Source organism: Pseudoxanthomonas sp. JC1303, from assembly GCF_058448525.1.
In genome coordinates, this window is the sequence record NZ_CP185958.1 from 3,454,022 (window position 1) to 3,479,934 (window position 25,913).

At 66.6% G+C, this 25,913-nt stretch carries 19 protein-coding genes and 1 tRNA gene; 14 read left to right on the forward strand and 6 right to left on the reverse strand.

The genetic code is table 11. From position 1 onward, the window contains the following. Positions 1-21: 21 nt before the first annotated feature. Together ACORQU_RS15570 and uvrA are read right to left on the reverse strand one after the other, a co-directional pair. The gene (locus ACORQU_RS15570; protein WP_491641987.1) at positions 22-450 is read right to left on the reverse strand and encodes an acyl-CoA thioesterase; all 429 of its coding nucleotides are present in this window, start codon (positions 448-450) and stop codon (positions 22-24) included. Next, positions 450-3,395, reverse strand: a complete 2,946-nt coding sequence (uvrA, locus tag ACORQU_RS15575) for an excinuclease ABC subunit UvrA (protein WP_491641989.1) — start codon at positions 3,393-3,395, stop codon at positions 450-452. Before uvrA ends, ACORQU_RS15570 begins: the two co-directional genes overlap by 1 nt. 284 nt (positions 3,396-3,679) lie before the next feature. On the opposite strand from uvrA, the gene rplU reads away from it, so the two are divergent. From rplU to obgE, 3 genes are all read left to right on the forward strand, one after another. After that, positions 3,680-4,003, forward strand: coding sequence for a 50S ribosomal protein L21 (gene rplU, locus ACORQU_RS15580; protein WP_271646275.1), 324 nt, complete (start codon positions 3,680-3,682; stop codon positions 4,001-4,003). A gap of 12 nt (positions 4,004-4,015) precedes the next feature. Beyond that, complete coding sequence (gene rpmA / locus ACORQU_RS15585) at positions 4,016-4,276, forward strand: 50S ribosomal protein L27 (RefSeq protein WP_271646274.1); 261 nt, start codon at positions 4,016-4,018, stop codon at positions 4,274-4,276. 181 nt (positions 4,277-4,457) lie between these two features. Continuing rightward, a complete protein-coding gene (gene obgE / locus ACORQU_RS15590; protein ID WP_491641991.1) occupies positions 4,458-5,525 on the forward strand; it encodes a GTPase ObgE in 1,068 nt (355 codons plus the stop codon). Between the two features lie 261 nt (positions 5,526-5,786). On the opposite strand, the gene rpsT is transcribed toward obgE, so the two are convergent. Continuing rightward, positions 5,787-6,056 carry a 30S ribosomal protein S20 gene (gene rpsT, locus ACORQU_RS15595; RefSeq protein ID WP_271646272.1) on the reverse strand — a complete coding sequence of 90 codons (270 nt, stop codon included), beginning with the start codon at positions 6,054-6,056 and terminating at the stop codon, positions 5,787-5,789. Positions 6,057-6,196: 140 nt separating this feature from the next. Between rpsT and murJ the strand changes: the two genes are divergently transcribed. The 11 genes from murJ (at position 6,197) to ACORQU_RS15650 (ending at position 19,890) form a co-directional block, all read left to right on the forward strand. Then, entirely contained in the window at positions 6,197-7,789 is a 1,593-nt protein-coding gene (murJ, locus tag ACORQU_RS15600) for a murein biosynthesis integral membrane protein MurJ (protein WP_491645152.1), read from the forward strand. Positions 7,790-7,895: 106 nt separating this feature from the next. Continuing rightward, entirely contained in the window at positions 7,896-8,846 is a 951-nt protein-coding gene (locus ACORQU_RS15605) for a bifunctional riboflavin kinase/FAD synthetase (RefSeq protein WP_491641992.1), read from the forward strand. A gap of 73 nt (positions 8,847-8,919) precedes the next feature. Next, positions 8,920-11,751 carry an isoleucine--tRNA ligase gene (gene ileS / locus ACORQU_RS15610; RefSeq protein WP_491641994.1) on the forward strand — a complete coding sequence of 944 codons (2,832 nt, stop codon included), beginning with the start codon at positions 8,920-8,922 and terminating at the stop codon, positions 11,749-11,751. Further along, positions 11,742-12,266, forward strand: a complete 525-nt coding sequence (gene lspA, locus ACORQU_RS15615) for a signal peptidase II (protein ID WP_491641996.1) — start codon at positions 11,742-11,744, stop codon at positions 12,264-12,266. The genes ileS and lspA overlap by 10 nt, the downstream gene beginning before the upstream one ends. Before the next feature lie 55 nt (positions 12,267-12,321). Further along, a complete protein-coding gene (gene ispH, locus ACORQU_RS15620; RefSeq protein ID WP_491641997.1) occupies positions 12,322-13,272 on the forward strand; it encodes a 4-hydroxy-3-methylbut-2-enyl diphosphate reductase in 951 nt (316 codons plus the stop codon). 35 nt (positions 13,273-13,307) lie between these two features. Next, a tRNA-Thr gene (locus tag ACORQU_RS15625) sits at positions 13,308-13,383 on the forward strand. A gap of 392 nt (positions 13,384-13,775) precedes the next feature. Next, positions 13,776-14,849, forward strand: coding sequence for a ubiquinol oxidase subunit II (gene cyoA, locus ACORQU_RS15630; protein WP_491641998.1), 1,074 nt, complete (start codon positions 13,776-13,778; stop codon positions 14,847-14,849). 2 nt (positions 14,850-14,851) lie between these two features. After that, entirely contained in the window at positions 14,852-16,852 is a 2,001-nt protein-coding gene (gene cyoB / locus ACORQU_RS15635; RefSeq protein WP_491645153.1) for a cytochrome o ubiquinol oxidase subunit I, read from the forward strand. A gap of 1 nt (position 16,853) precedes the next feature. Continuing rightward, positions 16,854-17,471: a cytochrome o ubiquinol oxidase subunit III gene (cyoC, locus tag ACORQU_RS15640; RefSeq protein ID WP_491642000.1), complete on the forward strand. Its 618-nt coding sequence runs from the start codon at positions 16,854-16,856 to the stop codon at positions 17,469-17,471. Further along, complete coding sequence (gene cyoD, locus ACORQU_RS15645; RefSeq protein WP_491642001.1) at positions 17,471-17,824, forward strand: cytochrome o ubiquinol oxidase subunit IV; 354 nt, start codon at positions 17,471-17,473, stop codon at positions 17,822-17,824. Before cyoC ends, cyoD begins: the two co-directional genes overlap by 1 nt. A gap of 173 nt (positions 17,825-17,997) precedes the next feature. Continuing rightward, positions 17,998-19,890: a M61 family metallopeptidase gene (locus tag ACORQU_RS15650; protein ID WP_491642002.1), complete on the forward strand. Its 1,893-nt coding sequence runs from the start codon at positions 17,998-18,000 to the stop codon at positions 19,888-19,890. 398 nt (positions 19,891-20,288) lie between these two features. Here ACORQU_RS15650 and ACORQU_RS15655 read toward each other — a convergent pair whose 3' ends face one another. The 3 genes from ACORQU_RS15655 to dnaE form a co-directional block, all read right to left on the reverse strand. Further along, the gene (locus ACORQU_RS15655) at positions 20,289-21,038 is read right to left on the reverse strand and encodes a tetratricopeptide repeat protein (protein ID WP_491642003.1); all 750 of its coding nucleotides are present in this window, start codon (positions 21,036-21,038) and stop codon (positions 20,289-20,291) included. A gap of 217 nt (positions 21,039-21,255) precedes the next feature. Continuing rightward, a complete protein-coding gene (locus ACORQU_RS15660) occupies positions 21,256-22,215 on the reverse strand; it encodes an acetyl-CoA carboxylase carboxyltransferase subunit alpha (protein WP_491642004.1) in 960 nt (319 codons plus the stop codon). Positions 22,216-22,318: 103 nt separating this feature from the next. After that, a complete protein-coding gene (gene dnaE / locus ACORQU_RS15665; RefSeq protein ID WP_491642006.1) occupies positions 22,319-25,882 on the reverse strand; it encodes a DNA polymerase III subunit alpha in 3,564 nt (1,187 codons plus the stop codon). Positions 25,883-25,913 lie beyond the last annotated feature (31 nt).

Consider the following 25,913-nt stretch of genomic DNA (forward strand, 5'->3'; position numbering starts at 1 on the left):
CCCCGCCGCCTGGCTCGCAGGTCAGCTCGAGGCTGCGCGCACGGCCTCGGGGATCGGCGCGCTCTTGCCGGTGGCCGTGTCGATCCACACCACCACCACGTGGCCGTCCGAATACAGCACGGTGTCGTCGTTGTCGGCCACGATGCGATGGCCGATGGTCACGCTGGAGTTGCCCAGGCGCTCGACGAACAGCTCCACCACGAGGTCGTTGGGCCACACGATCGGCAGGCGGTAATTGACGTGGGTGTTGGCCACCACCGGCGAGATGCCGCTGCCCATGCGGGCGCCACCGGTGACGCCGTGCATCCAGCGCACGCGGGCTTCTTCCAGGTAGGAGATGTACTTGGCGTTGTTGACGTGGCCGTAGGCGTCCATGTCGCGCCAGCGCACGCTGATCGGAATGCGGGCCAGCACCTTGTGCGCGGCTGGGGTGTCGGGGGATTCGCTCATCAGGAGGCAACCTTCTTCTTGGTGGACTTCCGCGCGGCCTTCGCGGCCTTCTTGGCGGCCATGCGCGGCGGCAGGACCTCATCCTTGGCGGTGGCCGCCGGCTTGCTGGCCTTGGCGGCCGTGTCGGGCAGCAGCTTGGCCAGGAAGTGGCCGGTGTACGAGTCAGGATGCGCGGCGATCTCCTCCGGCGTGCCGGTGGCCACGATGGTGCCGCCGCGATGGCCGCCCTCCGGTCCCAGGTCCACGACCTGGTCGGCGGTCTTGATCACGTCCAGGTTGTGTTCGATCACCACGATGGTGTTGCCGTCGTCGCGCAGCTTGTGCAGCACTGCCAGCAGGTGTTCGATGTCGTGGAAGTGCAGGCCGGTGGTCGGTTCGTCCAGGATGTACAGCGTGCGCCCGGTGTCGCGACGCGAGAGTTCCTTGGACAGCTTCACCCGCTGGGCCTCGCCGCCGGACAGCGTGGTGGCGCTCTGGCCGAGCTTGACGTAGCTCAGGCCCACGTCCATCAGCGTTTCCAGCTTGCGCGCGATCGAGGGTACCGGCTCGAACAGCTTGAGCGCGTCCTCGACCGTCATTTCCAGCACGTCGTTGATGTTGAAGCCCTTGTAGAGGATCTCCAGCGTCTCGCGGTTGTAGCGCTTGCCGTGGCACACATCGCAGGGCACGTAGACGTCGGGCAGGAAGTGCATCTCCACCTTGATCAGGCCATCGCCCTGGCAGGCCTCGCAGCGGCCGCCCCGCACGTTGAAGCTGAAACGGCCGGGTGAGTAGCCGCGCGCACGCGACTCGGGGACCTGCGCGAACAGCTCACGCAGCGGGGTGAACAGTCCGGTGTAGGTCGCCGGGTTGGAGCGTGGCGTACGCCCGATCGGCGACTGGTCGATGTCCACCACCTTGTCGAACAGGTCCAGCCCGGTGATCTCGCCGTACGGCGCCACCGGATGCGAAGCGCCGTTGATCTCGTTGGCGGTCAGCGAGAACAAGGTGTCGTTGATCAGCGTGGACTTGCCCGAGCCGGACACGCCGGTGATGCAGGTGAACAGCCCCGAGGCGATCTCCAGATCCACGCCCTTGAGGTTGTTGCCGCGCGCCCCGGTGAGCTTGAGCACCATCTTGGGGTTGGCCTTGTGCCGGATCTTGGGCACCTCGATGCGGCGCTTGCCGGACAGGTACTGGCCGGTGAGCGAACGCGGGGCGTCCAGCAGGTCCTGCACCGAGCCTTCGCCCACGATCTCGCCGCCATGCACGCCGGCGCCGGGGCCGATGTCGAGCACGTGGTCGGCCGCGCGGATCGCGTCCTCGTCGTGTTCGACCACGATCACCGTGTTGCCCAGGTCGCGCAGGCGGGTCAGGGTGCCGAGCAGGCGCTCGTTGTCGCGCTGGTGCAGGCCGATGGAAGGCTCGTCCAGCACGTACATCACCCCGACCAAGCCGGCGCCGATCTGGCTGGCCAGACGGATGCGCTGGGCCTCGCCGCCGGACAGGGTGTCGGCCTTGCGCTCCAGGGTCAGGTAATCCAGGCCTACGTCGATCAGGAATCCCAGCCGCTCGCCGATTTCCTTGACGATCTTGGTGGCGATCTCGCCGCGCCAGCCGGTGAGCTTCATCTCACGGAAGAAGGCCAGGGCGTGGTCCACTGGCATCACCGCGATTTCCGGCAGCGCGCGGTCGGCCACAAACACGTTGCGCGCGGCGCGGTTGAGGCGTGCGCCGCCGCACTCGGGGCAGGGCTGCTCGCTGATGTACTTGGACAGCTCCTCGCGCACGGCCGGCGATTCGGTCTCGCGGTAGCGGCGCTCCAGGTTGGGCACGATGCCTTCGAACTTGTGCTTGCGCTGTGTGCGCCCGCCCGATTCGGTGAGGTAGGTGAAGGTGATCACCTCGTTGCCGCTGCCGTACAGCACTGCCTGCTGGACCTTCTCCGGCAGGATCATCCACGGCGCGTCCACGTCGAACTTGTAGTGCCGCGCCAGCGAGGCGATCAGCTGGAAATAGTAGGCATTGCGCCGATCCCAGCCGCGCACCGCGCCGGCCGACAGGGCCAGTTCCGGATGCACCACCACGCGCGCCGGGTCGAAGAACTGGGCCACGCCCAGGCCGTCGCACTTGGGGCAGGCCCCGACCGGCGAATTGAACGAAAACAGGCGCGGTTCCAGCTCGGGCAGCGAGTAGTCGCAGACCGGGCAGGAGTACTTGGAGGAGAACAGCTGCGGAGTGGCATCCGGGCGATCCAGCGACATCACCGAGGCCATGCCGTCGCCCAGCTTCAGCGCGGTCTCGAAGCTCTCGGTGAGGCGTTGCTTGATGTCCGCGCGCGGCTTGAAGCGGTCAATCACCGCCTCGATGGTGTGCTTGACGCGCAGGGCCAGGGTCGGCACCGCGTCGATCTCGTGCAGCTGCCCATCCACGCGCACGCGCACGAAACCCTGCGCCCGCAGCTGGTCGAAGACCTGGGCGTGCTCGCCCTTGCGCTCGCGGATCACCGGTGCCAGCAGCATCCAGCGCTGCTCGCCATCCAGCGCCAGCACCTGATCGACCATCTGGCTGACGGTCTGGGCCTCCAGCGGGTAGCCGTGGTCCGGGCAGCGCGGGCTGCCCACCCGGGCATAGAGCAGGCGCAGGTAGTCGTAGATCTCGGTGATGGTGCCCACGGTGGAGCGTGGGTTGTGCGAGGTGGACTTCTGCTCGATCGAGATCGCCGGCGACAGGCCCTCGATGGTGTCCACGTCCGGCTTTTCCATCACGCTCAGGAACTGCCGCGCGTAGGCCGAGAGCGACTCGACGTAGCGGCGCTGGCCTTCGGCGTAGATGGTGTCGAACGCCAGCGAGGACTTGCCCGAGCCGGACAGGCCGGTGATCACGATCAGCTTGTCGCGAGGCAGGTCGAGGTCGATGTTCTTGAGATTGTGCGTGCGTGCGCCGCGGATGCGGATACTGTCCATGCCTGGGGGGTCTGGCCTGTGCAGGGGAGGAGCGCCGGCGCGTGTCGATCCGGTGCGAATCGATCAGCCTAGCGAGTCCCCTGTATGGGGGCAATTGACAGGTTTCCGAAGGGGCCGGGCGCCCGCCGCGCCGATCGCCGGGCCGCGCGCGCGCCGTTCAGTGCGGAGCTGGGGGGTGACTTGCTCCAAGTCACTGATCCGGATATGATTCCGCTTCTGTCCGCCCCTCGATGGGCGGCAGGCACGAGAATAACTACGAAAAGCCAACACTAGAGGAAGCACCCATGTACGCAGTTCTGGTCACGGGCGGCAAGCAGTATCGCGTCATGCAGGGCGAAACCCTGCGCGTTGAGAAGCTGGACGCCGAAGCCGGTAAGGACATCACTTTCGACACCCTGCTGATGCTGGGCGACGAAAACGGCATCAAGCTGGGCGATGCGCTGAAGGGCGCCACCGTCACCGCGACGGTCAAGTCGCACGGCCGCGCCGACAAGGTCCGTATCATCAAGTTCCGCCGCCGCAAGCACCACATGAAGCAGATGGGTCACCGGCAGCACTACACCGAAATCGAGATCACCGGAATCACTGGTTCCGGCGACAACAAGTAAGGAGCGCAAGTCATGGCACATAAAAAGGGCGTAGGTTCCTCGCGCAACGGCCGCGACTCCAATCCGAAGATGCTGGGCGTGAAGATCTATGGTGGCCAGGCGATCGAAGCCGGCAACATCATCGTTCGCCAGCGTGGTACCCAGTTCCATCCGGGTCAGGGCGTCGGCCTGGGTCGCGACCACACGCTGTTCGCGCTGGTCGACGGCAAGGTGGACTTCTCGGTGAAGGGCGCCAAGAAGCGTCGCACCGTGAGCGTGGTCGCCGAGGCGTAAGCCTTCGCTACACCGCCGCGAAAGCCCCGCTTCGGCGGGGTTTTTCGTTTCAGTGCCACCCGCCGGTGGTGTGCGGCATGGGCCGCCCTCGTGGGGTGGCGCTGCCGCTAGACTTTCGGGCCGTGCGCATCGTGCGCGGCCCCTGCGCTTCAATCCTCTTTTCTTTCCGGTCCCCATTCCCATGAAACTCGTAGACGAAGCCGAAATCCAGGTCATCGCCGGCAACGGCGGCAATGGCTGCGTCGGTTTCCGCCGCGAAAAGTTCATCCCGCTCGGCGGCCCGGACGGCGGCGACGGCGGTGACGGCGGCAGCGTGTGGCTGCAGGCCGACGAAAACCTCAACACGCTGGTCGATTTCCGCCACCAGCGCCGCTTCAACGCCCAGCGTGGCGAGAACGGCATGGGCCGGCAGATGTACGGCAAGGCGGGCCAGGACCTGGTCATCACCGTGCCGGTCGGTACCGTGGTGGTGAACGTGGGCACCGACGAGATCATCGGCGACCTGACCGTCCACGGTGACCGTCTGCTGGTGGCGCGCGGTGGCAAGGGCGGGCTGGGCAACATGCACTTCAAGTCATCGGTGACCCGCGCGCCGCGCAAGGCCACGCCGGGCGAGGAGGGCGAGGAGCGCCTGCTCAAGCTGGAGCTGAAGCTGCTGGCCGACGTCGGCCTGCTGGGCTTCCCCAATGCCGGCAAGAGCACCCTGATCCGCGCCGTGTCGGCGGCCACGCCCAAGGTGGCCGATTACCCGTTCACCACGCTGTATCCGAACCTGGGCGTGGTCAGTGTCGAGGCGCACCGCAGCTTCGTCATCGCCGACATCCCCGGCCTGATCGAGGGGGCGGCCGATGGCGCGGGCCTGGGGGCGCAGTTCCTGCGCCACCTGCAGCGCACCCGCCTGCTGCTGCACCTGGTGGACATGGCGCCGGTGGACGAGGCCTATGCCGACACCGGGGTGACCATCTCGCCGGCCGAGCAGGTCCGCGCGATCGAGCGCGAACTGCACAAGCACGACGCGGCGCTGCTGGACAAGCCGCGCTGGCTGGTGCTCAACAAGGCCGACCTGATGTTCGAGGACGAAGCGGCCGAGCGCGCGCGCGCGGTGGTCGCCGAGCTGGGCTGGGAAGGTCCGTGGTACGTGACCTCGGCGATCTCGCGCGAGGGCACCTTCCCGATCATGAAGGACGTGATGGCCTTCTTCGATCGACAGCGCGAGGAAGCGGCCGAGGCTGCACGGGACGCCGGCTGAGGGCTGGCGGTGCGGGTCTGCTGTCCTGCCCGTAGAGCGGAGCTTGCTCCGCTAGGGCTTTCCCCTGCGAGCCTGGCGCGCAGCGCCGCGGCCGAGGTAAGGCGCGCGCGCCGGAATGGGAATGACCGCAGACGCAACCGCAGCGGAGCAAGCTCCGCTCTACGGTGGAGCGTGCGTGCCCGTTTGGGTGCGGCCGATCGCCGGGCAACAAAAAACCCGGCCGAAGCCGGGTTTCCTGTCGCCCTTGCCGTCAAGCGTGCATCACGCGGCCTGGAGGGCCTTGATGCGTGCGGTCAGGCGGCTCTTGTGACGGGCGGCCTTGTTGCGGTGGATCAGACCACGCGAGCTGAAACGGTCCAGCAGCGGCTGGGCGGTGGCGAAGGCTGCCTGGGCGCCGGCGGCGTCGTTGGCATCCAGCGCCTTGATGACTTTCTTCACGGCGGTGCGCAGCATGGAGCGCTGAGCGACGTTGCGCGCATTGCGCACGACGGTCTGCTTGGCGCGCTTCTTGGCGGACTTGATATTGGCCACGTTGGGATCCTGAGAATTCTTGGGTTGACGGCGGGCGGGAAAAACGAACGGGAAATTATGGGCTATTCAATGGGTTGGGTCAACACGGCGTGCACGGGGCGGTCCTGGCCGGCGGAGGGCGGCCGATGAGCACGCCGAAGATGCTGCGCGGGCTGCTGTCCTTCAGCAGCATGACCATGATCTCGCGCGTGCTGGGCCTGGTCCGGGACCAGGCCATCAATTACAGCTTTGGCGCCAGCGCGGTCACCGACGCGTTCTGGGTGGCCTTTCGCATCCCCAACTTCCTGCGCCGGCTGTTCGCGGAAGGCTCGTTCTCCACGGCCTTCGTGCCAGTCTTCACCGAAGTCAAGGAGACCCGTCCGCACGAGGACCTCAGATCGCTCATGGCCCGCGTGTCCGGCACCCTGGGCGGCATCCTGCTGCTCGTCACCGCGCTGGGGCTGATCTTCACCCCGCAGGTGGCGCTGATCTTCAATCCGGGCTCGGCCGACGACCCCACCAAGTTCGGCACTATCGTCGAACTGCTGCGGCTGACCTTCCCGTTCCTGCTGTTCGTGTCGCTGACCGCGCTGTCGGGCGGGGCGCTGAACAGCTTCAACCGCTTCGCCATCCCGGCGATCACCCCGGTGATCCTCAATGTCTGCATGATCGCTGGCGCCTTGTGGCTGGCGCCTGCGATGGGCATGTCGGTGCTGGCGCTGGGCTGGGCGGTGCTGGCGGCCGGTGCGCTGCAGCTGCTGTTCCAGCTGCCGGCCCTGCGCGGGATCGACCTGCTGACCCTGCCGCGTTGGGGCTGGTCGCATCCGGACGTGCGCAAGGTGCTGCGCCTGATGCTGCCGACCCTGTTCGGCTCGTCGGTGGCCCAGATCAACCTCCTGCTGGATACGGTGATCGCCTCCTACCTCTACGTCGGCTCGCAGAGCTGGTTGTCGCAGGCGGACCGCTTCCTGGAGCTGCCGCTGGGCGTGTTTGGCGTGGCCCTGGGCACGGTGATCCTGCCGGCGCTGTCGCGGCACCACGTCAAGACCGATGGCGCGGGCTTTTCCGCCGCGCTGGACTGGGGGCTGCGGACCACGCTGCTGATTGCCGCGCCGGCGATGGTCGGGCTGATGCTGCTGAGCACGCCGCTGGTGTCCACGTTGTTCCAGTACGGCAGGTTCACCGCCTTCGATTCGCGCATGGCCGCCATGTCGGTCTTCGGCCTGAGCTTTGGACTGCCGGCCTTCGCGCTGCTGAAGATCCTGCTGCCGGCGTTCTACGCCCGCCAGGACACCCGCACGCCGGTGCGCGCTGGCGTGGCGGCGCTGGTGGCTAACATGCTGCTGAATTTTGCCTTCCTGGCGGTGCTGTACAAGCTGATGGTCAAGCCGGAGGTGCGCGCGCTGGGCGTGATCCAGGCGCTGTCGCAGACCCCGGGCCTGCATCTTGCACTGGGGCTGTCCAGCGCGGTGGCCAGCTACATCAACCTGGGGCTGCTGGCGTTCTGGCTGCGGCGGGCGGGGGTGTACCGGCGCAAGCCAGGGTGGGGGAGGTTCCTGTTTCGCCTGGTGGCCTCCTGCGCGGTGATGGCCCTGGTGGTCGGCGGCGGCGTGCACTGGCTCCCGGACTTCACCGGAATGGACAAGTGGCACCGCATCGCCTCGCTGCTGGGTCTGGTGGCGACCGGCGCGGTGAGCTACGCCGTGGTCCAGGTGGTGCTCGGCTTCCGCCCGCGTGACCTGCGCGAGCACTGAGGCGCCAGGGGTTGTGCCCGCGCATGGCGGCTATACTTCAAGGGTTTCCCCAGAGGCTTCCCGGGACGCGGCGGTTTCACAGGCGGCGCGGCCCGACCCCAATGCAATGAGCAGGCTGTTTCGTGACGTCGAAGGTGGGGTCCTGACCCCCGATGGCAGCGTGGTGTGCATCGGCGCCTTCGATGGCCTGCACCTGGGCCACCGTGCGCTGCTGGCGCACGCGCGCCTGCGCGCGGCGACCCTGAACGTGCCGATGGTGGCGCTGAGTTTCGAGCCGCTGCCGCGCGAATTCTTCATGCCCGATGCGCCGCCGCCGCGGCTGAGCCTGCCGCGGGCCAAGGTCGAAGGCCTGCTGGAGGCCGGCGCCGACCGGGTCGGTCTGCTGCGTTTCAACCGGCGCATGACCTCCATGTCCGCGCAGGACTTCGTGCACATCCTGCTGGCCGGACGACTGCGCGCGCGCGAGGTGTGGATCGGGCCGGAATTCCGGTTCGGCCACAAGCGCGGCGGCGATGTCGCGCTGCTCCAGGCCATGGGCGCGGAGCTGGGCTTCAGCGCCGGCCACATCGCCCCGGTGCATTGCGCCGACGGGGAGCGGGTGTCCAGCACCCGGATCCGCGCGGCGCTGCGCCAGGGCGACTTCGCCCACGCCGAGCGCCTGCTCGGCCGGTCGTACGCGATCGGCGGGCGGGTGGTGCGCGGCAAGCAGCTCGGTCGCACCCTGGGATTCCCGACGGCCAACCTGCGCTTTCCCAAGACGCCGGCGCTGTCGGGCATCTACGCCACCTGGATCCACGGGCTGACCGAACGGCCGTGGCCCTCGGTGTCCAGCTTCGGCACCCGGCCGACCGTGGAAGGCGTGGAGCCGCTGCTGGAGGCGCATCTGTTCGACTTCAGCGGCGACCTCTATGGGCGCCATCTGCGGGTGGAGTTCGTGGCCAAGCTGCGCGACGAGGAAAAGTTCGACGGCCTCGACGCGCTGACCGCGCAGATGCAGCGCGATGCCGCCCAGGCGCGCCAGCTGCTGTCGGCCGAACGCTTCAGGGCCACCGCGTGACCGCCGGATCCCCAATGCCTGCCTGCGCCTGGCGCGGGCCTTCCAACGCAACGCCATCGAGAAACCGCTTGCCGTGAGCACTGATTACAAAGCCACCCTGCAACTGCCCGCCACGGATTTCCCGATGCGCGGCGACCTGCCCAAGCGCGAGCCGGACACGCTCAAGCGCTGGTACGACCAGGACCTGTACGCCCAGCTGCGCGCCAACGCCAAGGGCAGGCCGCTGTTCGTGCTGCACGACGGCCCGCCGTATGCCAATGGCCAGATCCACCTGGGACATGCAGTCAACAAGATCCTCAAGGACATCATCGTCAAGTCGCGCTATGTCGCCGGCTTCGATGCGCCCTACGTGCCGGGCTGGGATTGCCACGGCCTGCCGATCGAGATCGCGATCGAGAAGAAGTACGGCAAGGTCGGCACCAAGCTGGACGCCAAGGCCTTCCGCCAGAAGTGCCGCGAGTACGCCGAGGAGCAGATCGACCTGCAGCGGCGCGATTTCAAGCGCCTGGGCGTGATCGGCGATTGGGATAACCCGTACAAGACGCTGAACTTCCGCTTCGAGGCCGATGAGATCCGCGCGCTGGCCAAGGTCGTCGCCAACGGGCATCTGGTGCGCGGCGCCAAGCCGGTGCACTGGTGCTTCGACTGCGGCTCGGCGCTGGCCGAGGCCGAGATCGAATACCAGGACAAGGTGTCCCCGGCGATCGACGTCGGCTACGCCGCGCGCGATCCGCAGGCGCTGGGCGCCGCGTTCGGTGTCGAGGTGCCTGCCGGTGTCGAAGTCGCCGTGCCGATCTGGACCACCACCCCGTGGACGCTGCCGGCCTCGCTGGCGGTGAGCCTGGGGCCGGACCTGGATTACGTCCTGGTCGAAGGCCCGGACCGCGCCGGCGCGCCGCGCTGGCTGGTCGTTGCCGAAGCCCTGGCCGAGCGCGCGCTGGCGCGCTACGGCGTGTCCGAGGTGGTGGTGAAGGGGCAGGCCAAGGGCGCCGCCCTGGAACACCTGCTGCTGGCGCATCCGTTCTACGCACAGCGTGATATCCCGCTGATCCTGGGCGATCACGTCTCGGCCGAAGACGGCACCGGCGCGGTCCACACCGCGCCCGGCCATGGCCAGGAGGACTATGCGGTCGGCCTGCAGTATGGCCTGATCGAGCAGTACACGGCCGCGCAGATCAATCCGGTCGACGCGCGTGGCGTGTACCTGCCATCCACGCCGGCTTTTGGCGATCTCGAGCTGGCCGGCACGCACATCTGGAAGGCCAACGACGCCATCGTCGAGGCCGCGCGCGGCAACGGTGCGCTACTGGCCTTTCATCCGCTGACCCACAGCTATCCGCACTGCTGGCGGCACAAAACCCCAGTGGTGTTCCGCGCCACGCCGCAGTGGTTCATCTCGATGGAGCAGGCCAATCTGCGTCGCGATGCGCTGGCCGCCATCAAGCAGGTCGGCTGGTTCCCGGCCTGGGGCCAGGCGCGCATCGCCAGCATGATCGAGGGGCGTCCGGACTGGTGCATTAGCCGTCAGCGCACCTGGGGCGTGCCGATCGCGCTGTTCGTCCATCGTGAGACCCACGAGCCGCATCCGCGCTCGGTCGAGCTGATGGAGCTGGTCGCGCAGAAGGTGGAGCAGGGCGGTGTCGACGCCTGGTACGACCTGGAGCCGGCCGAGCTGCTGGGCGAAGAGGCGGCGCACTACGACAAGGTCACCGACATCCTGGATGTCTGGTTCGACTCGGGCGTCACCCACGAGGGCGTGCTGCTGGAGCGTGGCTTCGGCAAGCCGGCCGACCTGTACCTGGAAGGCTCGGACCAGCACCGCGGCTGGTTCCAGTCCTCGCTGCTGACCGGCGTGGCGATCGACAAGGCCGCGCCTTACAAGCAGTGCCTGACCCACGGTTTCACCGTGGACGAGCACGGCCGCAAGATGTCCAAGTCGCTGGGCAATGGCATCGAGCCGCAGGACATCATGAAGACCCTGGGCGCGGACATCCTGCGTCTGTGGATCGCCAGCGCCGACTACAGCAACGAAATGTCGCTGTCGCAGGAGATCCTCAAGCGCAACGCCGATGCCTACCGGCGCCTGCGCAACACCGCGCGCTTCCTGCTGGGCAACCTGCATGGCTTCGACCCGGCCGTGCACCTGCGCGAGCTGGACGACATGGTCGCGCTGGATCGCTGGATCGTGCATCGCGCCTGGGAAGTGCAGGAGAAGATCAAGGCGGCCTACGAGCGCTATGACTTCGCCTCCATCGTGCAGGCGTTGCTGAACTTCTGCAGCGTGGACCTGGGCTCGCTGTACCTGGATGTCACCAAGGACCGCCTGTACACGATGCCCGCCGACTCGCGCGGGCGTCGCAGCGCGCAGAGCGCGATGTACCGCATCGCCGAGGCTTTCGTGCGCTGGATCGCGCCGATCCTGAGCTTCACTGCCGACGAGATGTGGGGCTACCTGCCGGGCAAGCGCCTGGACAATGTGCTGTTCTCGGTGTTCTACGACGGGCTCGCGCCGCTGCCTGCCGATGCGGCGCTGTCGGCGGCCGACTTCGACCAACTGCTGGCCCTGCGCGAGCAGGTGGCCAAGGTACTCGAACCGATGCGCGCCAGCGGCGCGATCGGCGCGGCGCTGGATGCGGAGATCGCGATCACCGCAGGCCCGGCCGTGGCCAAACACTGGCAGGCGCTGGGCGACGAGCTGCGGTTCCTGTTCATCAGCGGCGACGTGACCGTGACCGAGGCGCAGGCCGACGAGATCTTCGTGTTGGCCACGCCGACCACCAAGCCCAAGTGCGTGCGCTGCTGGCAGCGTCGCGCCGATGTCGGCGCCTACGCGGCACACCCGGAGCTGTGCGGGCGCTGCGTGGACAACGTGGACGGTCCCGGCGAGGACCGCCAATGGTTCTGAGCAGCGAGGCGAAGGTGGTCGCAAAGAAGCCCAATGCGCTGGTGTGGTTGCTGCTCTCGGCGGCCGTGGTCGGACTGGACCAGTGGTCCAAGGCCTGGGTGCTGGCCAGCCTGCCGGAATTCCAGCCGGTCAAGGTCATCGACGGGTTCTGGAACTGGTATCGCACCTACAACACCGGTGCGGCCTTCAGTTTCCTGAGCCAGGCGGGCGGCTGGCAGATCTGGTTCTTCACCGCATTGGCGGTCGGTGTCAGCGGGCTGCTTGCCTGGTGGCTGTCGCGCACGCCGCGCGGTGAATGGCGCGTGGCCTTGCCGTACGCGCTGGTCATCGGTGGCGCGCTGGGCAATGTGATCGACCGCCTGATGCACGGCCACGTGGTGGATTTCATCCAGTGGTACGTGGGCGATCATTACTGGCCCTCGTTCAACATCGCCGATTCGGCGATCGTCTGCGGCGCGATCGGGATCGGCCTGTTTGGCCTGCTGGACGGCAAGCGCCGGGCCAAATCCGGATAATGATGGCTCCTTCTTCGACTCATCCGGTCCTGTGCGGCCGGTCGGACTGATTCCCATGGATGTCCTGCTCGCCAATCCCCGCGGTTTCTGTGCCGGCGTCGATCGCGCCATCGAGATCGTCAAACGCGCCATCGAGACCTTGGGCGCGCCGATCTACGTGCGCCACGAGGTCGTGCACAACCGTTTCGTGGTCGACGACCTCAAGGCTCGCGGCGCGATCTTCGTCGAAGAACTGGACGAAGTGCCCGACGGCAACACGGTGATCTTCAGCGCCCATGGCGTCTCTCAGGCCGTGCGCCAGGAGGCCGAGCGGCGCGGGCTGAAGGTGTTCGATGCCACCTGCCCGCTGGTGACCAAGGTCCACCTGGAAGTGGCACGCCACTGCCGTGCCGGTCGTGACGTGGTCCTGATTGGCCACGCCGGTCATCCGGAAGTGGAGGGCACCATGGGCCAGTGGGACCGCGAATGCGGCGCCGGGCGCATCTATCTGGTGGAGGACATCGACGATGTCGCCACGCTGCGGATCGAGCAGCCAGAGAACTTCGCCTATACCACCCAGACCACGCTGTCGGTCGACGACACGGTCGGCATCATCGAGGCGCTGCGGGCCCGGTATCCGGCCATGCAGGGGCCCAAGAACGACGACATCTGCTACGCCACCCAGAACCGCCAGGACGCCGTGCGCGACCTGGCGCGCGAATGCGACCTGGTCCTGGTGGTGGGCTCGCCGAACAGCTCCAATTCCAACCGCCTGCGCGAGCTTGCTCAACGCGACGGAGTGGAGGCGCACCTGATCGACGGCGCGCAGGAGATCGATCCTGCCTGGATCGCCGGCAAGCAGCACGTGGGCGTGACTGCCGGCGCCTCGGCCCCGGACGTGCTGATCGATGGCGTGATCGCTAGGCTGCGCGAGCTGGGTGCCAGCGGCGTGACCGAGCTGGCGGGCCAGCCGGAAAGCATGGTGTTCGCCCTGCCCAAGGAGCTGCGCCTGCAACTGGTCAATTGACCGGGGGCGAGGCGATCCCTAGAATTCGCCGTCCCGCCGGAATAGCTCAGTTGGTAGAGCGGCGCATTCGTAATGCGTAGGTCGCAGGTTCGACTCCTGTTTCCGGCACCAAAGCGTCTTCATCAAAGCCTCGTCGCGTGCCGACGGGGCTTTTTTGTGGCCGGCTGCACGCTCTGTGTGACCCGCGTCAGCGAGGGGGCATCGCCGACCGCAGAAGAGTAAGATGCATTCCGTGTGTCGCCGCTTGCGGCGCCTCTTCCGATGGATCCAGGACGGATCGTGGCGCTGACCTGTCCCTTGGGCGACGGGCTCGCGTCATCGCTGACGGAAAAGCATCGGCCTAGGGATTCCTAGATGCTGCGGGGCAGCATAAAATAGTGCGGTTCAAGCACTTGCCCGCCTGCGTCCGGCCCTTGAGGCGCCCGTCACGCGCGACAGTGTTGCGGGGTTCGGCAAGCCGGGGCCCGCTCGGACGCCGATTTCTTCTCGCAAACGGATAGACCATGTCCCTGCTGAAGCTTCCTGGACGACTGCGTCCATGGATTTTGCTGGCAAGTGTGTTGTTTCTTGGCGGCTGCCAGTCCGCCATCCTGAACCCCAAGGGCCAGATCGGCATCGACGAGCGCAACCTGCTCGTGACCTGCACGGTGCTGATGCTGCTGGTGGTGGTGCCGGTGATCGTGTTGACGCTGGTGTTCGCCTACCGCTATCGGGCGTCCAAGCAGAACCGCTACGAGCCGGAATGGCACCACTCGACCCCGATCGAGATCGTGGTCTGGGCCATCCCCTGCGTGATCATCACCGTGCTGGGCGTGCTGGTGTGGCGCTCCTCGCATGCGCTGGACCCGTATCGTCCGCTCGATTCGCAGGTCAAACCGGTCAACATCGAGGCCGTGTCGCTGGACTGGAAGTGGCTGTTCATCTATCCGGACCAGAACGTGGCGGCGGTCAATGAACTGGCCTTTCCGGAAAAGACCCCGCTGAATTTCCGCATCACCTCCGATTCGGTGATGAATGCGTTCTTCATTCCGCAGATGGGCACGATGATCTACTCGATGGCCGGCATGGAGACCAAGCTCCATCTGATCGCCAACGAGCAGGGCACCTTCCGCGGCCTGTCCTCGCACTACAGCGGCGCGGGCTTCTCGGGCATGCACTTCAATGCGATCGCCACCGATCAGGCCGGCTTCGACGCCTGGGTGGCCAAGGCGAAGGCCTCGGGCAAGGCGCTGGATGAGGCCTCCTACGCCGAACTGGCCAAGCCCAGCGAAAACGTGGCGCCGATGTACTACGCCTCGGCGACCCCGGGCCTGTTCCAGGGGATCATGGCCAAGTACATGATGGGTTCGCACGGCCATGGCGGGCACGAGATGCTCGGCATGGACAATCCGGCGCCTCCTGGCACCGAAGCGGCCAAGCAGGCCGATGCGCATGCCGGCGAGCACGGCGCCGCAGACGAAGCCCCGAAGGGCCACGACATGCATTCGATGGACGCCATGCCAGGCATGGACGACATGCACCACGACGGCGTCCAGGCGCCGGCGGGTGAATCGCAGAATCCGCAGGAGACGCACTAATGTTGCTCGGCAAATTGTCGCTCGAGGCGATCCCGTACCACGAGCCGATCCTGATCGGCACCTTTGCCGGTGTCGCGCTGGGCGGGCTGGCGGTGCTGGCGCTGATGACCTACTTCAAGAAGTGGGGCTGGTTGTGGCGCGAATGGCTGACTTCGGTCGACCACAAGAAGATCGGCGTGATGTACATCGCCGTTGCCCTGGTCATGCTGCTGCGTGGCTTCTCCGACGCGATCATGATGCGCGCGCAGCTGGCGCTGGCCCACGGAGGCGAGGCGGGCTTCCTGCCGCCGCACCACTACGACCAGGTGTTCACCGCGCACGGCGTGATCATGATCTTCTTCATGGCCATGCCGTTCATCGTGGGCCTGATGAACATCGTCGTGCCGCTGCAGATCGGCGCGCGCGACGTGGCCTATCCGTTCCTGAACTCGCTCAGCTTCTGGCTGTTCGTGGCCGGCGTGGTGCTGATCATGCTGTCGCTGTTCGTCGGTGAGTTCGCCAAGACCGGCTGGCTGGCGTTCCCGCCGCTCTCCGAGCTGCAATACAGTCCAGGGGTCGGTGTCGACTACTACATATGGGCGCTGCAGATCTCGGGTCTGGGCACGACGCTGAGCGGCATCAACTTCCTGGTGACCATCCTCAAGATGCGCGCCCCGGGCATGACCCTGATGCGCATGCCGATCTTCACCTGGACCGCGCTGATCACCAACATCCTGATGATCGCGGCCTTCCCGATCCTCACCGTCACCCTGGCGCTGCTCACCGCGGACCGCTATCTGGGCATGCACTTCTTCACCAATGACGGTGGCGGCAACGCCATGATGTACATCAACATGATCTGGATCTGGGGTCACCCGGAGGTCTACATCCTGATCCTGCCGTGCTTTGGCGTGTTCTCCGAGGTCGTGCAGACCTTCTCGCGCAAGCCGCTGTTCGGTTACACCTCGATGGTCTGGGCCACCAGCTGCATCGGCGTGCTGTCCTTCATCGTGTGGCTGCACCACTTCTTCACGATGGGCTCGGGTGCCAACGTCAACGCGTTCTTCGGCATCACCACGATGATCATCGCGGTGCCGACCGGCGTGAAGATCTTCAACTGGCTGTTCACCATGTTCCGTGGTCGCATCCAGATGACCTCGATGATGTACTGGACCATCGGCTTCATGGTGACCTTCACCATCGGCGGCATGACCGGCGTGATGCTGGCGATCCCGGCGGTGGCCTTCGTGCTGCACAACAGCCTGTTCCTGATCGCGCACTTCCATAACGTGATCATCGGCGGCGTGGTGTTCGGCTGCCTGGCGGGGCTGGCGTTCTGGTTCCCGAAGGCCTTTGGCTTCAAGCTGGTCGAGAAGCTCGGCAAGGCCTCGTTCTGGTGCTGGATCATCGGCTTCTTCACCGCCTTCATGCCGCTGTACGTGCTGGGCTTCCTGGGCATGACCCGTCGCATGAACAGCTACAACAACCCCGAGTGGGTGCCGTGGCTGTACGTGGCCGCCTTCGGCGCGGTGATCATCGCCTGCGGCATCGCGCTGAACCTGATCCAGCTGGGCTGGAGCATCTACAAGCGCAACGAGAACCGCGACCTGACCGGCGATCCGTGGGATGGCCGCACCCTGGAGTGGTCCACCTCCTCGCCGGCGCCGTTCTACAACTTCGCCCATCTGCCGGTGGTCAATGGCCTTGACCAGCATTGGCGCGACAAGAAGGCCGGCACCGCCTACCAGCGTCCGACCCACTACGAGGATATCCACATGCCGCGCAACACGTCCATCGGCGTGTTCATGGGCGCCTTCAGCATTGTCCTGGGCTTCGGCATGATCTGGCATATCTGGTGGATGGCCATCGTGGGCCTGGTCGGCATGGTCGGCAGCTACATCGTCCGCACCTTCGATGAGGACACCGACTATTACGTGCCGGCCGCCGAGGTCGAGCGCATCGAGAACGCGCGCTACGACCAGCTGGACAAGCTGCGTGCCGCCCAGGCGCAGGAGGCTGTCTGACATGTCCGCGAGTACCACGATGAGCCACGCTCACCACGACGAGCACGCCCACGACCATCACGACGCTGGCGGCAACGCCATCTTCGGGTTCTGGATCTACCTGATGAGCGACTGCCTGCTGTTCTCGGGGCTGTTCGCTGCCTATGCGGTGCTGTCCGGCGCCACGGTTGATGGACCGACGGGCAAGGAGATCTTCGACCTGAAGTTCGTGTTGGTCGAAACCTTCCTGCTGCTGTTTTCCAGCCTGACCTTTGGTCTGGCGATGATCGGGGCGCACAAGGGCAGCAAGTCCCAGCTGCTGCTGTGGCTGTTCGTCACCTTCCTGTTTGGTGCCGGCTTCCTTGGCATGGAGCTCTATGAGTTCCATCACTTGATCGAGGAGGGCTTCGGCCCGGGTCGCAGCGCCTTCCTGTCGGCGTTCTTCAGCCTGGTGGGTACCCATGGCCTGCACGTCACCTCCGGCATTCTGTGGATGACGGTGCTGGTGATCCAGGTGCTGATGCGCGGGTTGACCCCGAAGAACATGACGCGCCTGGCGTGCCTGAGCCTGTTCTGGCACTTCCTGGACATCATCTGGATCGGTGTGTTCACCGTCGTCTACCTGCTGGGAGCCCTGTGATGAGCGCTCACGATCATTCCCCCAATTCCCACGACGCCATGCACGAAGCCGGTGCAAGCCACGGCAGCGTCAAGTCCTACCTGGTCGGCTTTGGCTGGGCGGTGCTGTTGACGGTGATCCCGTTCGCGCTGGTGATGACCGGCTTCTTCCCGCCGGGCGTGACCGCCTTGCTGGTGGCGGTCCTGGCCGCGGTGCAGATCGTGGTCCACCTGGTGTTCTTCCTGCACATGGACCGCTCGGCGGCGCAGCGCTGGAACGTGGTGGTCTTCGTCCTCACCGTGCTGGTGATCGGCATCGTGATCGTCGGCTCCCTGTGGGTGCTGCACAACATGAACGCCAACATGATGATGTAGGGACGAGCGATCCCGGCGTTCGCCGGTTCGTCTCAGCAAAGGCCGCCCCAGGGCGGCCTTTGCTTTTGCCGGTCATCGTTGCGGACCATGACCAATGGCAGGACGCCGCCACATCCGCGCGGCGCTACGATCGAGGGCTGCGTCTTCCTTCCGTTGCCATTCCTGGAGTCCCCATGAAGAACCCCGTGTCGCCGATCGCGCTGGCCGTGCTGTGCGCGCTGGCTACGCCCGCCGTGGCGCAGCAGTCCTCCACGCCGCCGCCGCAGGACGTGCCGTATCCCGGCACGGTGCATCTGGACGTGGATGCCACCGACCTGCAGCACCGCATCTTCAAGGTGCGCGAAACCATGCCGGTCACCGCGGGCGAGCTGACCCTGCTGTATCCGGAATGGATCCCCGGCAATCACCGCGCCAGCGGCCAGATCAACAAGATCGCCGGGATCAAGTTCACCGCCAACGGCAAGCCCCTGGATTGGAAGCGCGATCAGTACGACGTCTATGCCTTCAAGGTGCAGATCCCGGAGGGCGTGAGCGAGCTGCAGGTGGAGTTCGACTATCTCTCGCCGCTGGCGCCCAACCAGGGCCGCGTGGTGATGACGCCCAACATGCTCAACCTGCAGTGGAACCTGACCACGCTGTATCCGGCCGGCTACTACAGCCGCCAGATCCCGATCCAGGCCAGCGTCAAGCTGCCGGCCGGCTGGTCCTACGCGACGGCTGCCGAGACCGCGAGCCGCTCCGGCGACACGGTCGAGTTCAAGACGCTGAAGTGGAACGTGCTGCAGGACTCGCCGCTGTACGCCGGCAAGTACTACAAGCAGTTCGACCTGAGCGTGGGCGACACGCCGGTCAAGCTCAACGTGTTCGCCGACCAGGCCAAGTCGCTGGAGGCCACGCCCGAGCAGATCGCCAAGCACAAGGCGCTGGTGGAGCAGATGTACAAGCTCTACGGCGCGCACCACTACGATCACTACGACTTCCTGCTGGCGCTGACCAACCAGCTCGGTGGCATCGGCCTGGAGCACCATCGCTCCAGCGAGAACAGTGGCAGTCCGGACTACTTCACCAAGTGGGACGAGCAGTGGGCCGGCCGCGACCTGCTACCGCACGAGTTCAACCACTCCTGGGACGGCAAGTTCCGCCGCGGCGCCGACCTGGCCACGCCGAACTTCAACGTGCCCATGGGCGACAGCCTGCTGTGGGTCTATGAGGGCCAGACCCAGTTCTACGGCTACGTGATGGCCGCCCGCTCGGGCCTGTGGAGCAAGGATCAGACCATGGCCGCGCTGGCCAACGTGGCCGCTACCTATGCCAAGGGTCGCCCGGGACTGCAGTGGCGTGCGCTGCAGGACACCACCAACGACCCGAGCATCAACCAGCGCCAGCCACAGTCCTACCGCAACTACCAGTTGAGCGAGGACTACTACTCCGGCGGGCAGATGGTGTGGCTGGAGGCCGACGCCAAGATCCGCGAACTGAGCGGCGGCAAGAAGTCCATCGATGATTTCGCCAAGGCGTTCTTCGGGATGGACAACGGCAGCTACGTGGTCAAGCCGTATGTGTTCCAGGACGTGGTGGACACGCTCAACGGCGTGGCCGCGTACGACTGGACGAGCTTCCTGCGCGATCGCCTGGACGGCAAGAAGCCGCTGACCGGCGGCATCGAGGCCAGCGGTTGGAAGCTGGTGTTCAACGACAAGCCCAGCGTGGCGATCAAGGCCAGCGAGGGCCGTGGCAAGTACGTCAACCTGACCTACTCGCTGGGCATGGCGGTGGGCAACGACGGCGACGTGGGCGACGTGTTGTGGGACAGCCCGGCTTTCCAGGCCGGCATCGCGCCGGAGATGACCGTCGTGGCGGTCAACGGCCAGAGCTTTTCGCCGGATGTGATCAAGGACGCGGTGACGGCGGCCAAGACCGACAAGGCGCCGATCGAACTGCTGGTCAAGAACCTCGACCGGTACACGACCTACAAGCTCGATTATCACGGCGGCCTGCAGTATCCCTCGCTCGAGCGTCTGCCCGGGACCAAGGACACCCTGAGCCAATTGCTCCAGGCCAAGTAAGCAGACGTGCCCTTTGGGCCGGTCACGCCAGCGCGTCGACCGGCCCGGCAAGAAGGCCGCGAATGCGGCCTTCTTGCTTGGTGTGAAGTGGCGAAACGAGCGCACATCCCTTGTAGAGCGGAGCTTGCTCCGCTGCTGTTGCTTTTGCCCATGCAATTGCCGATGCCGCAGGAATTCACACCCCGGTATATGCCTTCGCATGGGACCACATCCATCTACGCCGGGCGTGCACGGGAAAGCCCCAGCGGAGCAAGCTCCGCTCTACGGGCAGCGCGACGGCATGCCGTGATGCGCATTCGAGCTGCAAACGTGCGCTGACCGGAGTTGCCTTGGATGTAAGGCGCGCGCATGGGGCGTTTTGCGAGGGATTAGCACCAGCGTTCTAGACGCTGGTGCGATCAGCCCTCTACGGCGGCCAGTTCGCGCCGGGCCAGGTCCAGCCAGGATTTCTGTTCGCGCCGGTAGTAAGCCGGGGCGTGCCGCGAGCGCTCCAGGCTTTCGCGGAACTGCGCGGCGGCACCGGCCTGGTCGCCGGCCTGGCGCAGCAGCTGTCCGTAGCGGACGCGGGCCTCTTCGCCCGGATAGGCCTGCGAGACGGTCTCGAAGCGTTCCAGCGCCGCATCCATCGCACCGGTCTCGGCCAGCACGCGGGCCTCGAGCAGGTCGGCCTCGTGGTTGCGGAAGTCCGGATTGGCCGTGCGCAGGGTCTGCAGCGTGTCGCGTGCCTCCTGGGCCCGGCCCAGCCCATGCTGCGCGCGGGCCAGGCCCAGCAGCAGGTCGGGATCCTCCTTGTAAAGCCCCCTGAGCGCACCGCGATAGGCCTCCTCGGCGCGGGCGAAGTCCCCGGTGCGCAGGCTTTCCTCGGCCAGCCGGCGGCGGTTCTCAGGCGTGTCGGCCACCTGCAGGTCGCGATTGGCCGCGCGCGCGGCGCGGCCCGGGTCGAGCTGGGCGCGGACCTTGCGCATGGCGCGTTGGCCTGAAGGATCGTGGCGCAGGTCCGGCAGCACCGCGACGAAGACGTAGACCAGCACCGCCAGATACGAGCCCACCATCAGCAGCAGCATCCAGTACATCGGCCGGCCGCTGCGTGCCACGTGAATACAGCAGGCGATCTGCAGGAGCAGGGAGACAATGAAGAAGGGACTCATGGGCAATGCATTGGTGTGAATGGGATGAAGTCCGCCGGAAGGCGAAGGCGGCGCGTGGCGCGCGCCTGCCTCCGGTTGGACCACCGCAGGGGGCGTGAGTTCGCCATCACGCGTGGTCAGCCGGAAACGACAAGGCCAGCCATGCAAAACGTTGCAGGGCCGGCCTTGAGGTAGACGGAAATCCATTTCCGTGAAGGCATGGGACCGGGTCCAGGAATCAGGCGGCCTCGTAGGCGCCGTAACTGCGCAGGCGCTCGTAACGGCGCTGCAGCAAGGTGTCGACCGGCACATCGGCCAAGGCGTCCAGCTCGCCCAGCAGAACGGCCTTCAGGCGCGTGGCCATGGCCCGCGGGTTGCGATGGGCGCCACCGGTCGGCTCGCGCACGACCTTATCGACCAGGCCCAGCTCCCGCAGGCGCTTGGCGGTCAGGCCCAGCTGTTCTGCAGCATCCTTGGCCTTGCCGGCGTCCTTCCACAGGATCGAGGCGCAGCCTTCGGGGGTGATGACCGAGTAGGTGCTGTATTCCAGCATGATGGTGCGGTCGCCCACCCCGATCGCCAGCGCGCCGCCCGAGCCGCCTTCGCCGATCACGGTACAGATGATCGGGACTTTCAGCTCGGCCATCTCGATCAGGTTGCGGGCGATGGCCTCGGACTGGCCACGTTCCTCGGCGTCGATGCCCGGCCAGGCGCCAGCGGTATCGATCAGGGTCAGCACCGGCAGGCCGAAGCGTTCGGCCATCTTCATCAGGCGCAGCGCCTTGCGGTAGCCCTCCGGCTTGGGCATGCCGAAGTTGCGCAGGATCTTTTCCTTGGTTGCGCGGCCCTTCTGGTGGCCGATGAGCATGACCGGGCGACCGCCGATGCGGGCCAGGCCGCCGACGATGGCCTTGTCGTCGGCAAAGGCGCGGTCGCCGGCCAGCTCCTGGAACTCGTCGCAGAACACCTTGATGTAGTCCAGGGCGTAGGGACGGGCCGGATGGCGCGAGAGCTGGGAGACCTGCCATGAGGTCAGGTCACGGAAGATCTGGGCCGTGCGCACGCGCAGCTTGTCCTGCAGGGCGCGCACTTCGGCATCGACATTGACCGCCGGGCCGGCGCTTGCGCTGCGCAGCTCCTGGATCTTGGCTTCCAGGTCGGCGATGGGCTGTTCGAAATCGAGGTAGTTGGGATTCATCGGCAAGCGTTCGGCCGTAAAACGGGGAGTTTAGCCCATGCGGGGGAAACGCCCCGTACCGGGCAGTGTGGTGAAGGGAGTGGGGGCTGGCGGTGGCGCGGGCTCAATGGGCCCAGGGGCGGTGGCCGACGGCCATCTTGACCGTGCGTACGCCGGGCAGGTCGCGCAGCGTGCCCAGCAGGTCCGCGTCCACCAGCACCGACTGGCTGCCGTTGATCTCCACCATGCCGGCCACGCCGCCGGGCAGCAGCAGGTCCAGGCGCAGCGAGGTGCGTCCCGGGCGATACCGGTCGAGCAGGGCCTCGATGCGCTCCAGCGTGCCGGGCACGCGCAGGTCCAGGCGGACCGACAGCTTCTGCGTGGCCTGGACCAGCTGGGCGTAGTCCCACACCTGGCGTAGGCGCAGGCTGTAGCCGCCGTTGAACTCGTCCTCGCGCAGCTCGCCCTTGACCACCAGGATGCGGTCGCGGGTCAGCAGCTGGCCGAACTCGGCCATCGCATCGGAGAAGGCGCTGCACTCGACCCGGCCACGTCCGTCCTCGAGGGTGACAAAGCTCTGGCTGTCGCCCTTCTGCCGCACCGCGACGACCTTGCCGGCCAGGACCGCGGTCACCCCCGGTCGCCATTTGCGTTCACCGCCGCCACCGCCACCGGACTGGCTGGACGCCCAGATGGTGTCCAGGCTGCCCAGGTCGTTACCGACCAGGGCGCGCAGGTCGTCGCGATACGGATCCATCGGATGACCGGAGAGGTAGAAGCCCAAGGTGTCGCGTTCGGCGGCGAGCTTCTGCGCCAGCGGCGCCTCGTCGCATTCGGCCAGTTCGATCTGGATGTCGTCGCCGCCGGCACTGGCGCCGAACATGTCCACGATGCCGGCGTTGCGGTTCTTGGCCAGCTGGTCGATGGCCTTCATCACCTCGGGCACCTGCAGCAGCAGGGAGGCGCGGTTCTTGCCCAGCTCGTCCAGCGCGCCGGCGTTGATCATCGCCTCCAGGGTGCGGCGATTGAGGCGCGCGGCCTCGGTGCGCTTGCAGAAGTCGAACAGGTCGCGATACGCACCGCCGCGCTGGCGCTCGGCCACGATGGCTTCGCACGCACCCTGGCCCACGCCCTTGATCGCGCCCAGGCCGTAGCGGATGGTGTCCGCCCCGGTGGCCACGAACATGAAGTCCGAGTGGTTCACCTCCGGTGGCAGCACCTCCAGCGACAGGCCGCGCGCCTCGCCCAGGAAGCCCACCACCTTGTCGGTGTTGTCCATGTCCGAGGACAGCGTGGCGGCCATGAACTCGGCCGGGTAATGGCGCTTGAGCCAGGCGGTCTGGTAGCTGACCAGGGCGTAGGCGGCGGCGTGCGACTTGTTGAAGCCGTAGCCGGCGAACTTCTCCATCAGGTCGAAGATCTCGTCGGCCTTGGCCTGGTCGACGTTGCCCTTGGCCGCACCGGCGCGGAAGATCTCGCGGTGCTTGGCCATCTCGGCCGGCACCTTCTTGCCCATCGCGCGGCGTAGCAGGTCCGCGCCGCCCAGCGAGTAGCCGCCGACGATCTGGGCCATCTGCATGACCTGCTCCTGGTACACCATGATCCCGTAGGTGTCGGCCAGCATGTCCTCGGTGCGCGGGTCCGGGTAATCGAACTCCTGCTGGCCGTGCTTGCGCGCGATGAAGTCGGGGATCAGGTCCATCGGGCCGGGGCGGTACAGCGACACCAGCGCGATCAGGTCCTCGAAGCGGTCGGGCTTGGCGTCCTTGAGCATGCGCCGCATGCCCGAGGATTCGAACTGGAACACCGCGCCGGTGTTGGCCGCCGCGAAGATGTCCTTGTAGGTGGCCGCGTCATCGAGCGGAATGGCCGAGATGTCCACCGGATCGATGCCGGCACGCGCGTGGCGCGCGTTGATGGCCTTCACCGCCCAGTCGATGATGGTCAGCGTACGCAGGCCCAGGAAGTCGAACTTCACCAGCCCCACGGCTTCCACGTCGTTCTTGTCGAACTGGGTGACCGGGTTCTTGCCCAGCGTGCCCTCGTCGTGTTCGGCGAACAGCGGGCTGAAGTCGCTCAGTGGCGAGGGCGCGATCACCACGCCGCCAGCGTGCTTGCCAGCGTTGCGGGTGAGGTCTTCCAGCTGGCGCGCCAGATCGATCAGGTCGCGCACGTCGTCTTCGCTGGCGTAGCGCTGGATCAGTTCGGCCGAGGCCATCTCCGAATCCTTGCCTTCGCCCATCGCGTCCTTGAGCGTGATCCCCAGGATGTTGGGAATCAGCTTGGCCACGCCATCGACGAAGCCGTACGGGAAGCCGAGCACGCGCCCGGTATCGCGCACCACCGCCTTGGCGGCCATGGTGCCGTAGGTGATGATCTGGCTGACCCGGTCGCGGCCGTACTTGCGCGCGACGTAGTCGATGACTTCGTCGCGCCGGTCCATGCAGAAGTCGATGTCGAAGTCGGGCATCGACACGCGCTCGGGATTGAGGAATCGTTCGAACAGCAGGTTGTACGGCAGCGGGTCCAAGTCGGTGATCTGCAGCGCCCAGGCCACCAGCGAGCCGGCGCCAGAGCCTCGCCCCGGGCCGATCGGGATGCCCTGGTTCTTTCCCCACTGGATGAAGTCGGCCACGATCAGGAAGTAGCCGGGGAAGCCCATCTTGATGATGGTGTCCAGCTCGAATTCCAGGCGGTCCACATAGTCCTGCCGGGTCTTGCCGGCGGCCAGCGGATTCTTCTCCAGGCGCGCGTCCAGGCCGCGGCGCGCTTCGCTGCGGATCCAGCTGTCCAGCGTCTCCTCGTCCGGCACCGGATAGGCCGGCAGGAAGTAGGTGCCGAGCTTGAGCTCGATGTTGCAGCGCTGGGCCAGCGCCCAGGTGTTGTCGATCGCGTCGGGCACATCGGCGAACAGCTCGGACATCTGCTCGGCGGACTTGAGGTATTGCTCGCGGCTGTAGTCGCGCGGCCGCTTGGGATCGTCCAGCACGCGACCGGCGGCGATGCACACGCGCGCCTCGTGGGCGTCGAACCCCTCCGGTTCCAGGAAGCGCACGTCGTTGCTGGCGATCACCGGCAGGCCACGGGCGGCGGCCGCATGCAGGGCGAAGGCGTTGAAGGCCTCCTCGCCCGCGCGCTGGGTGCGGGTCAGCTCTAGGTGCAGCCCTTCGTCGAAGGCGCGCTGCCAGTCGGCGATGTGCTGCTCAGCCAGGTCATGGCGACCGCTGGCGGCCAGGCGGCCGGCCTGGCTGTTGCGACCGATGATGCCGAACAGCCCCGAGGTGTCGGCGCGCAGCCAGGCCGGGTCGATCGCCACGCCCTCGGTGCGATGGCCTTCCAGCCAGGCGCGGGTGAGCAGGCGCGAGAGGGTGAGGTAGCCGCCGTGGTCGCGGCACAGCAGGGTCATCGTCCACGGCGTGCCGTCTTCCTCGATCACGCTGACGTCGGCGCCGGCGATGGCCTTCATTCCGGCCTTTTCGCAGGCGTTGTAGAACTTCACCAGCGCGAACAGGTTGTTGCGGTCGGTGACCGCCAGCGCCGGCGCCTGCAGCTCCACCGCCCGGCTGACCAGGTTGGGGCGCTTGGCGTTGGCCGGCAGGCCCTGGTCGGGCTTCTCCGGGACACGGATGGTCGAATCCGCCAGCGAGAATTCGGTGTGCAGGTGGAGGTGGACGAAACGGGAAGACATCGGAAGCAGTGTACGCGCGGCGGCAGGGGTG

Coding starts and splice junctions, on each gene's coding strand:
- ACORQU_RS15570 (WP_491641987.1), bottom strand. CDS start 450: ATGAGCGAATCCCCCGACACCCCAGCCGCGCACAAGGTGCTGGCCCGC.
- uvrA (WP_491641989.1), bottom strand. CDS start 3,395: ATGGACAGTATCCGCATCCGCGGCGCACGCACGCACAATCTCAAGAAC.
- rplU (WP_271646275.1), top strand. CDS start 3,680: ATGTACGCAGTTCTGGTCACGGGCGGCAAGCAGTATCGCGTCATGCAG.
- rpmA (WP_271646274.1), top strand. CDS start 4,016: ATGGCACATAAAAAGGGCGTAGGTTCCTCGCGCAACGGCCGCGACTCC.
- obgE (WP_491641991.1), top strand. CDS start 4,458: ATGAAACTCGTAGACGAAGCCGAAATCCAGGTCATCGCCGGCAACGGC.
- murJ (WP_491645152.1), top strand. CDS start 6,197: ATGCTGCGCGGGCTGCTGTCCTTCAGCAGCATGACCATGATCTCGCGC.
- ACORQU_RS15605 (WP_491641992.1), top strand. CDS start 7,896: ATGAGCAGGCTGTTTCGTGACGTCGAAGGTGGGGTCCTGACCCCCGAT.
- lspA (WP_491641996.1), top strand. CDS start 11,742: ATGGTTCTGAGCAGCGAGGCGAAGGTGGTCGCAAAGAAGCCCAATGCG.
- ispH (WP_491641997.1), top strand. CDS start 12,322: ATGGATGTCCTGCTCGCCAATCCCCGCGGTTTCTGTGCCGGCGTCGAT.
- cyoA (WP_491641998.1), top strand. CDS start 13,776: ATGTCCCTGCTGAAGCTTCCTGGACGACTGCGTCCATGGATTTTGCTG.
- cyoC (WP_491642000.1), top strand. CDS start 16,854: ATGTCCGCGAGTACCACGATGAGCCACGCTCACCACGACGAGCACGCC.
- cyoD (WP_491642001.1), top strand. CDS start 17,471: ATGAGCGCTCACGATCATTCCCCCAATTCCCACGACGCCATGCACGAA.
- ACORQU_RS15650 (WP_491642002.1), top strand. CDS start 17,998: ATGAAGAACCCCGTGTCGCCGATCGCGCTGGCCGTGCTGTGCGCGCTG.
- ACORQU_RS15655 (WP_491642003.1), bottom strand. CDS start 21,038: ATGAGTCCCTTCTTCATTGTCTCCCTGCTCCTGCAGATCGCCTGCTGT.
- ACORQU_RS15660 (WP_491642004.1), bottom strand. CDS start 22,215: ATGAATCCCAACTACCTCGATTTCGAACAGCCCATCGCCGACCTGGAA.
- dnaE (WP_491642006.1), bottom strand. CDS start 25,882: ATGTCTTCCCGTTTCGTCCACCTCCACCTGCACACCGAATTCTCGCTG.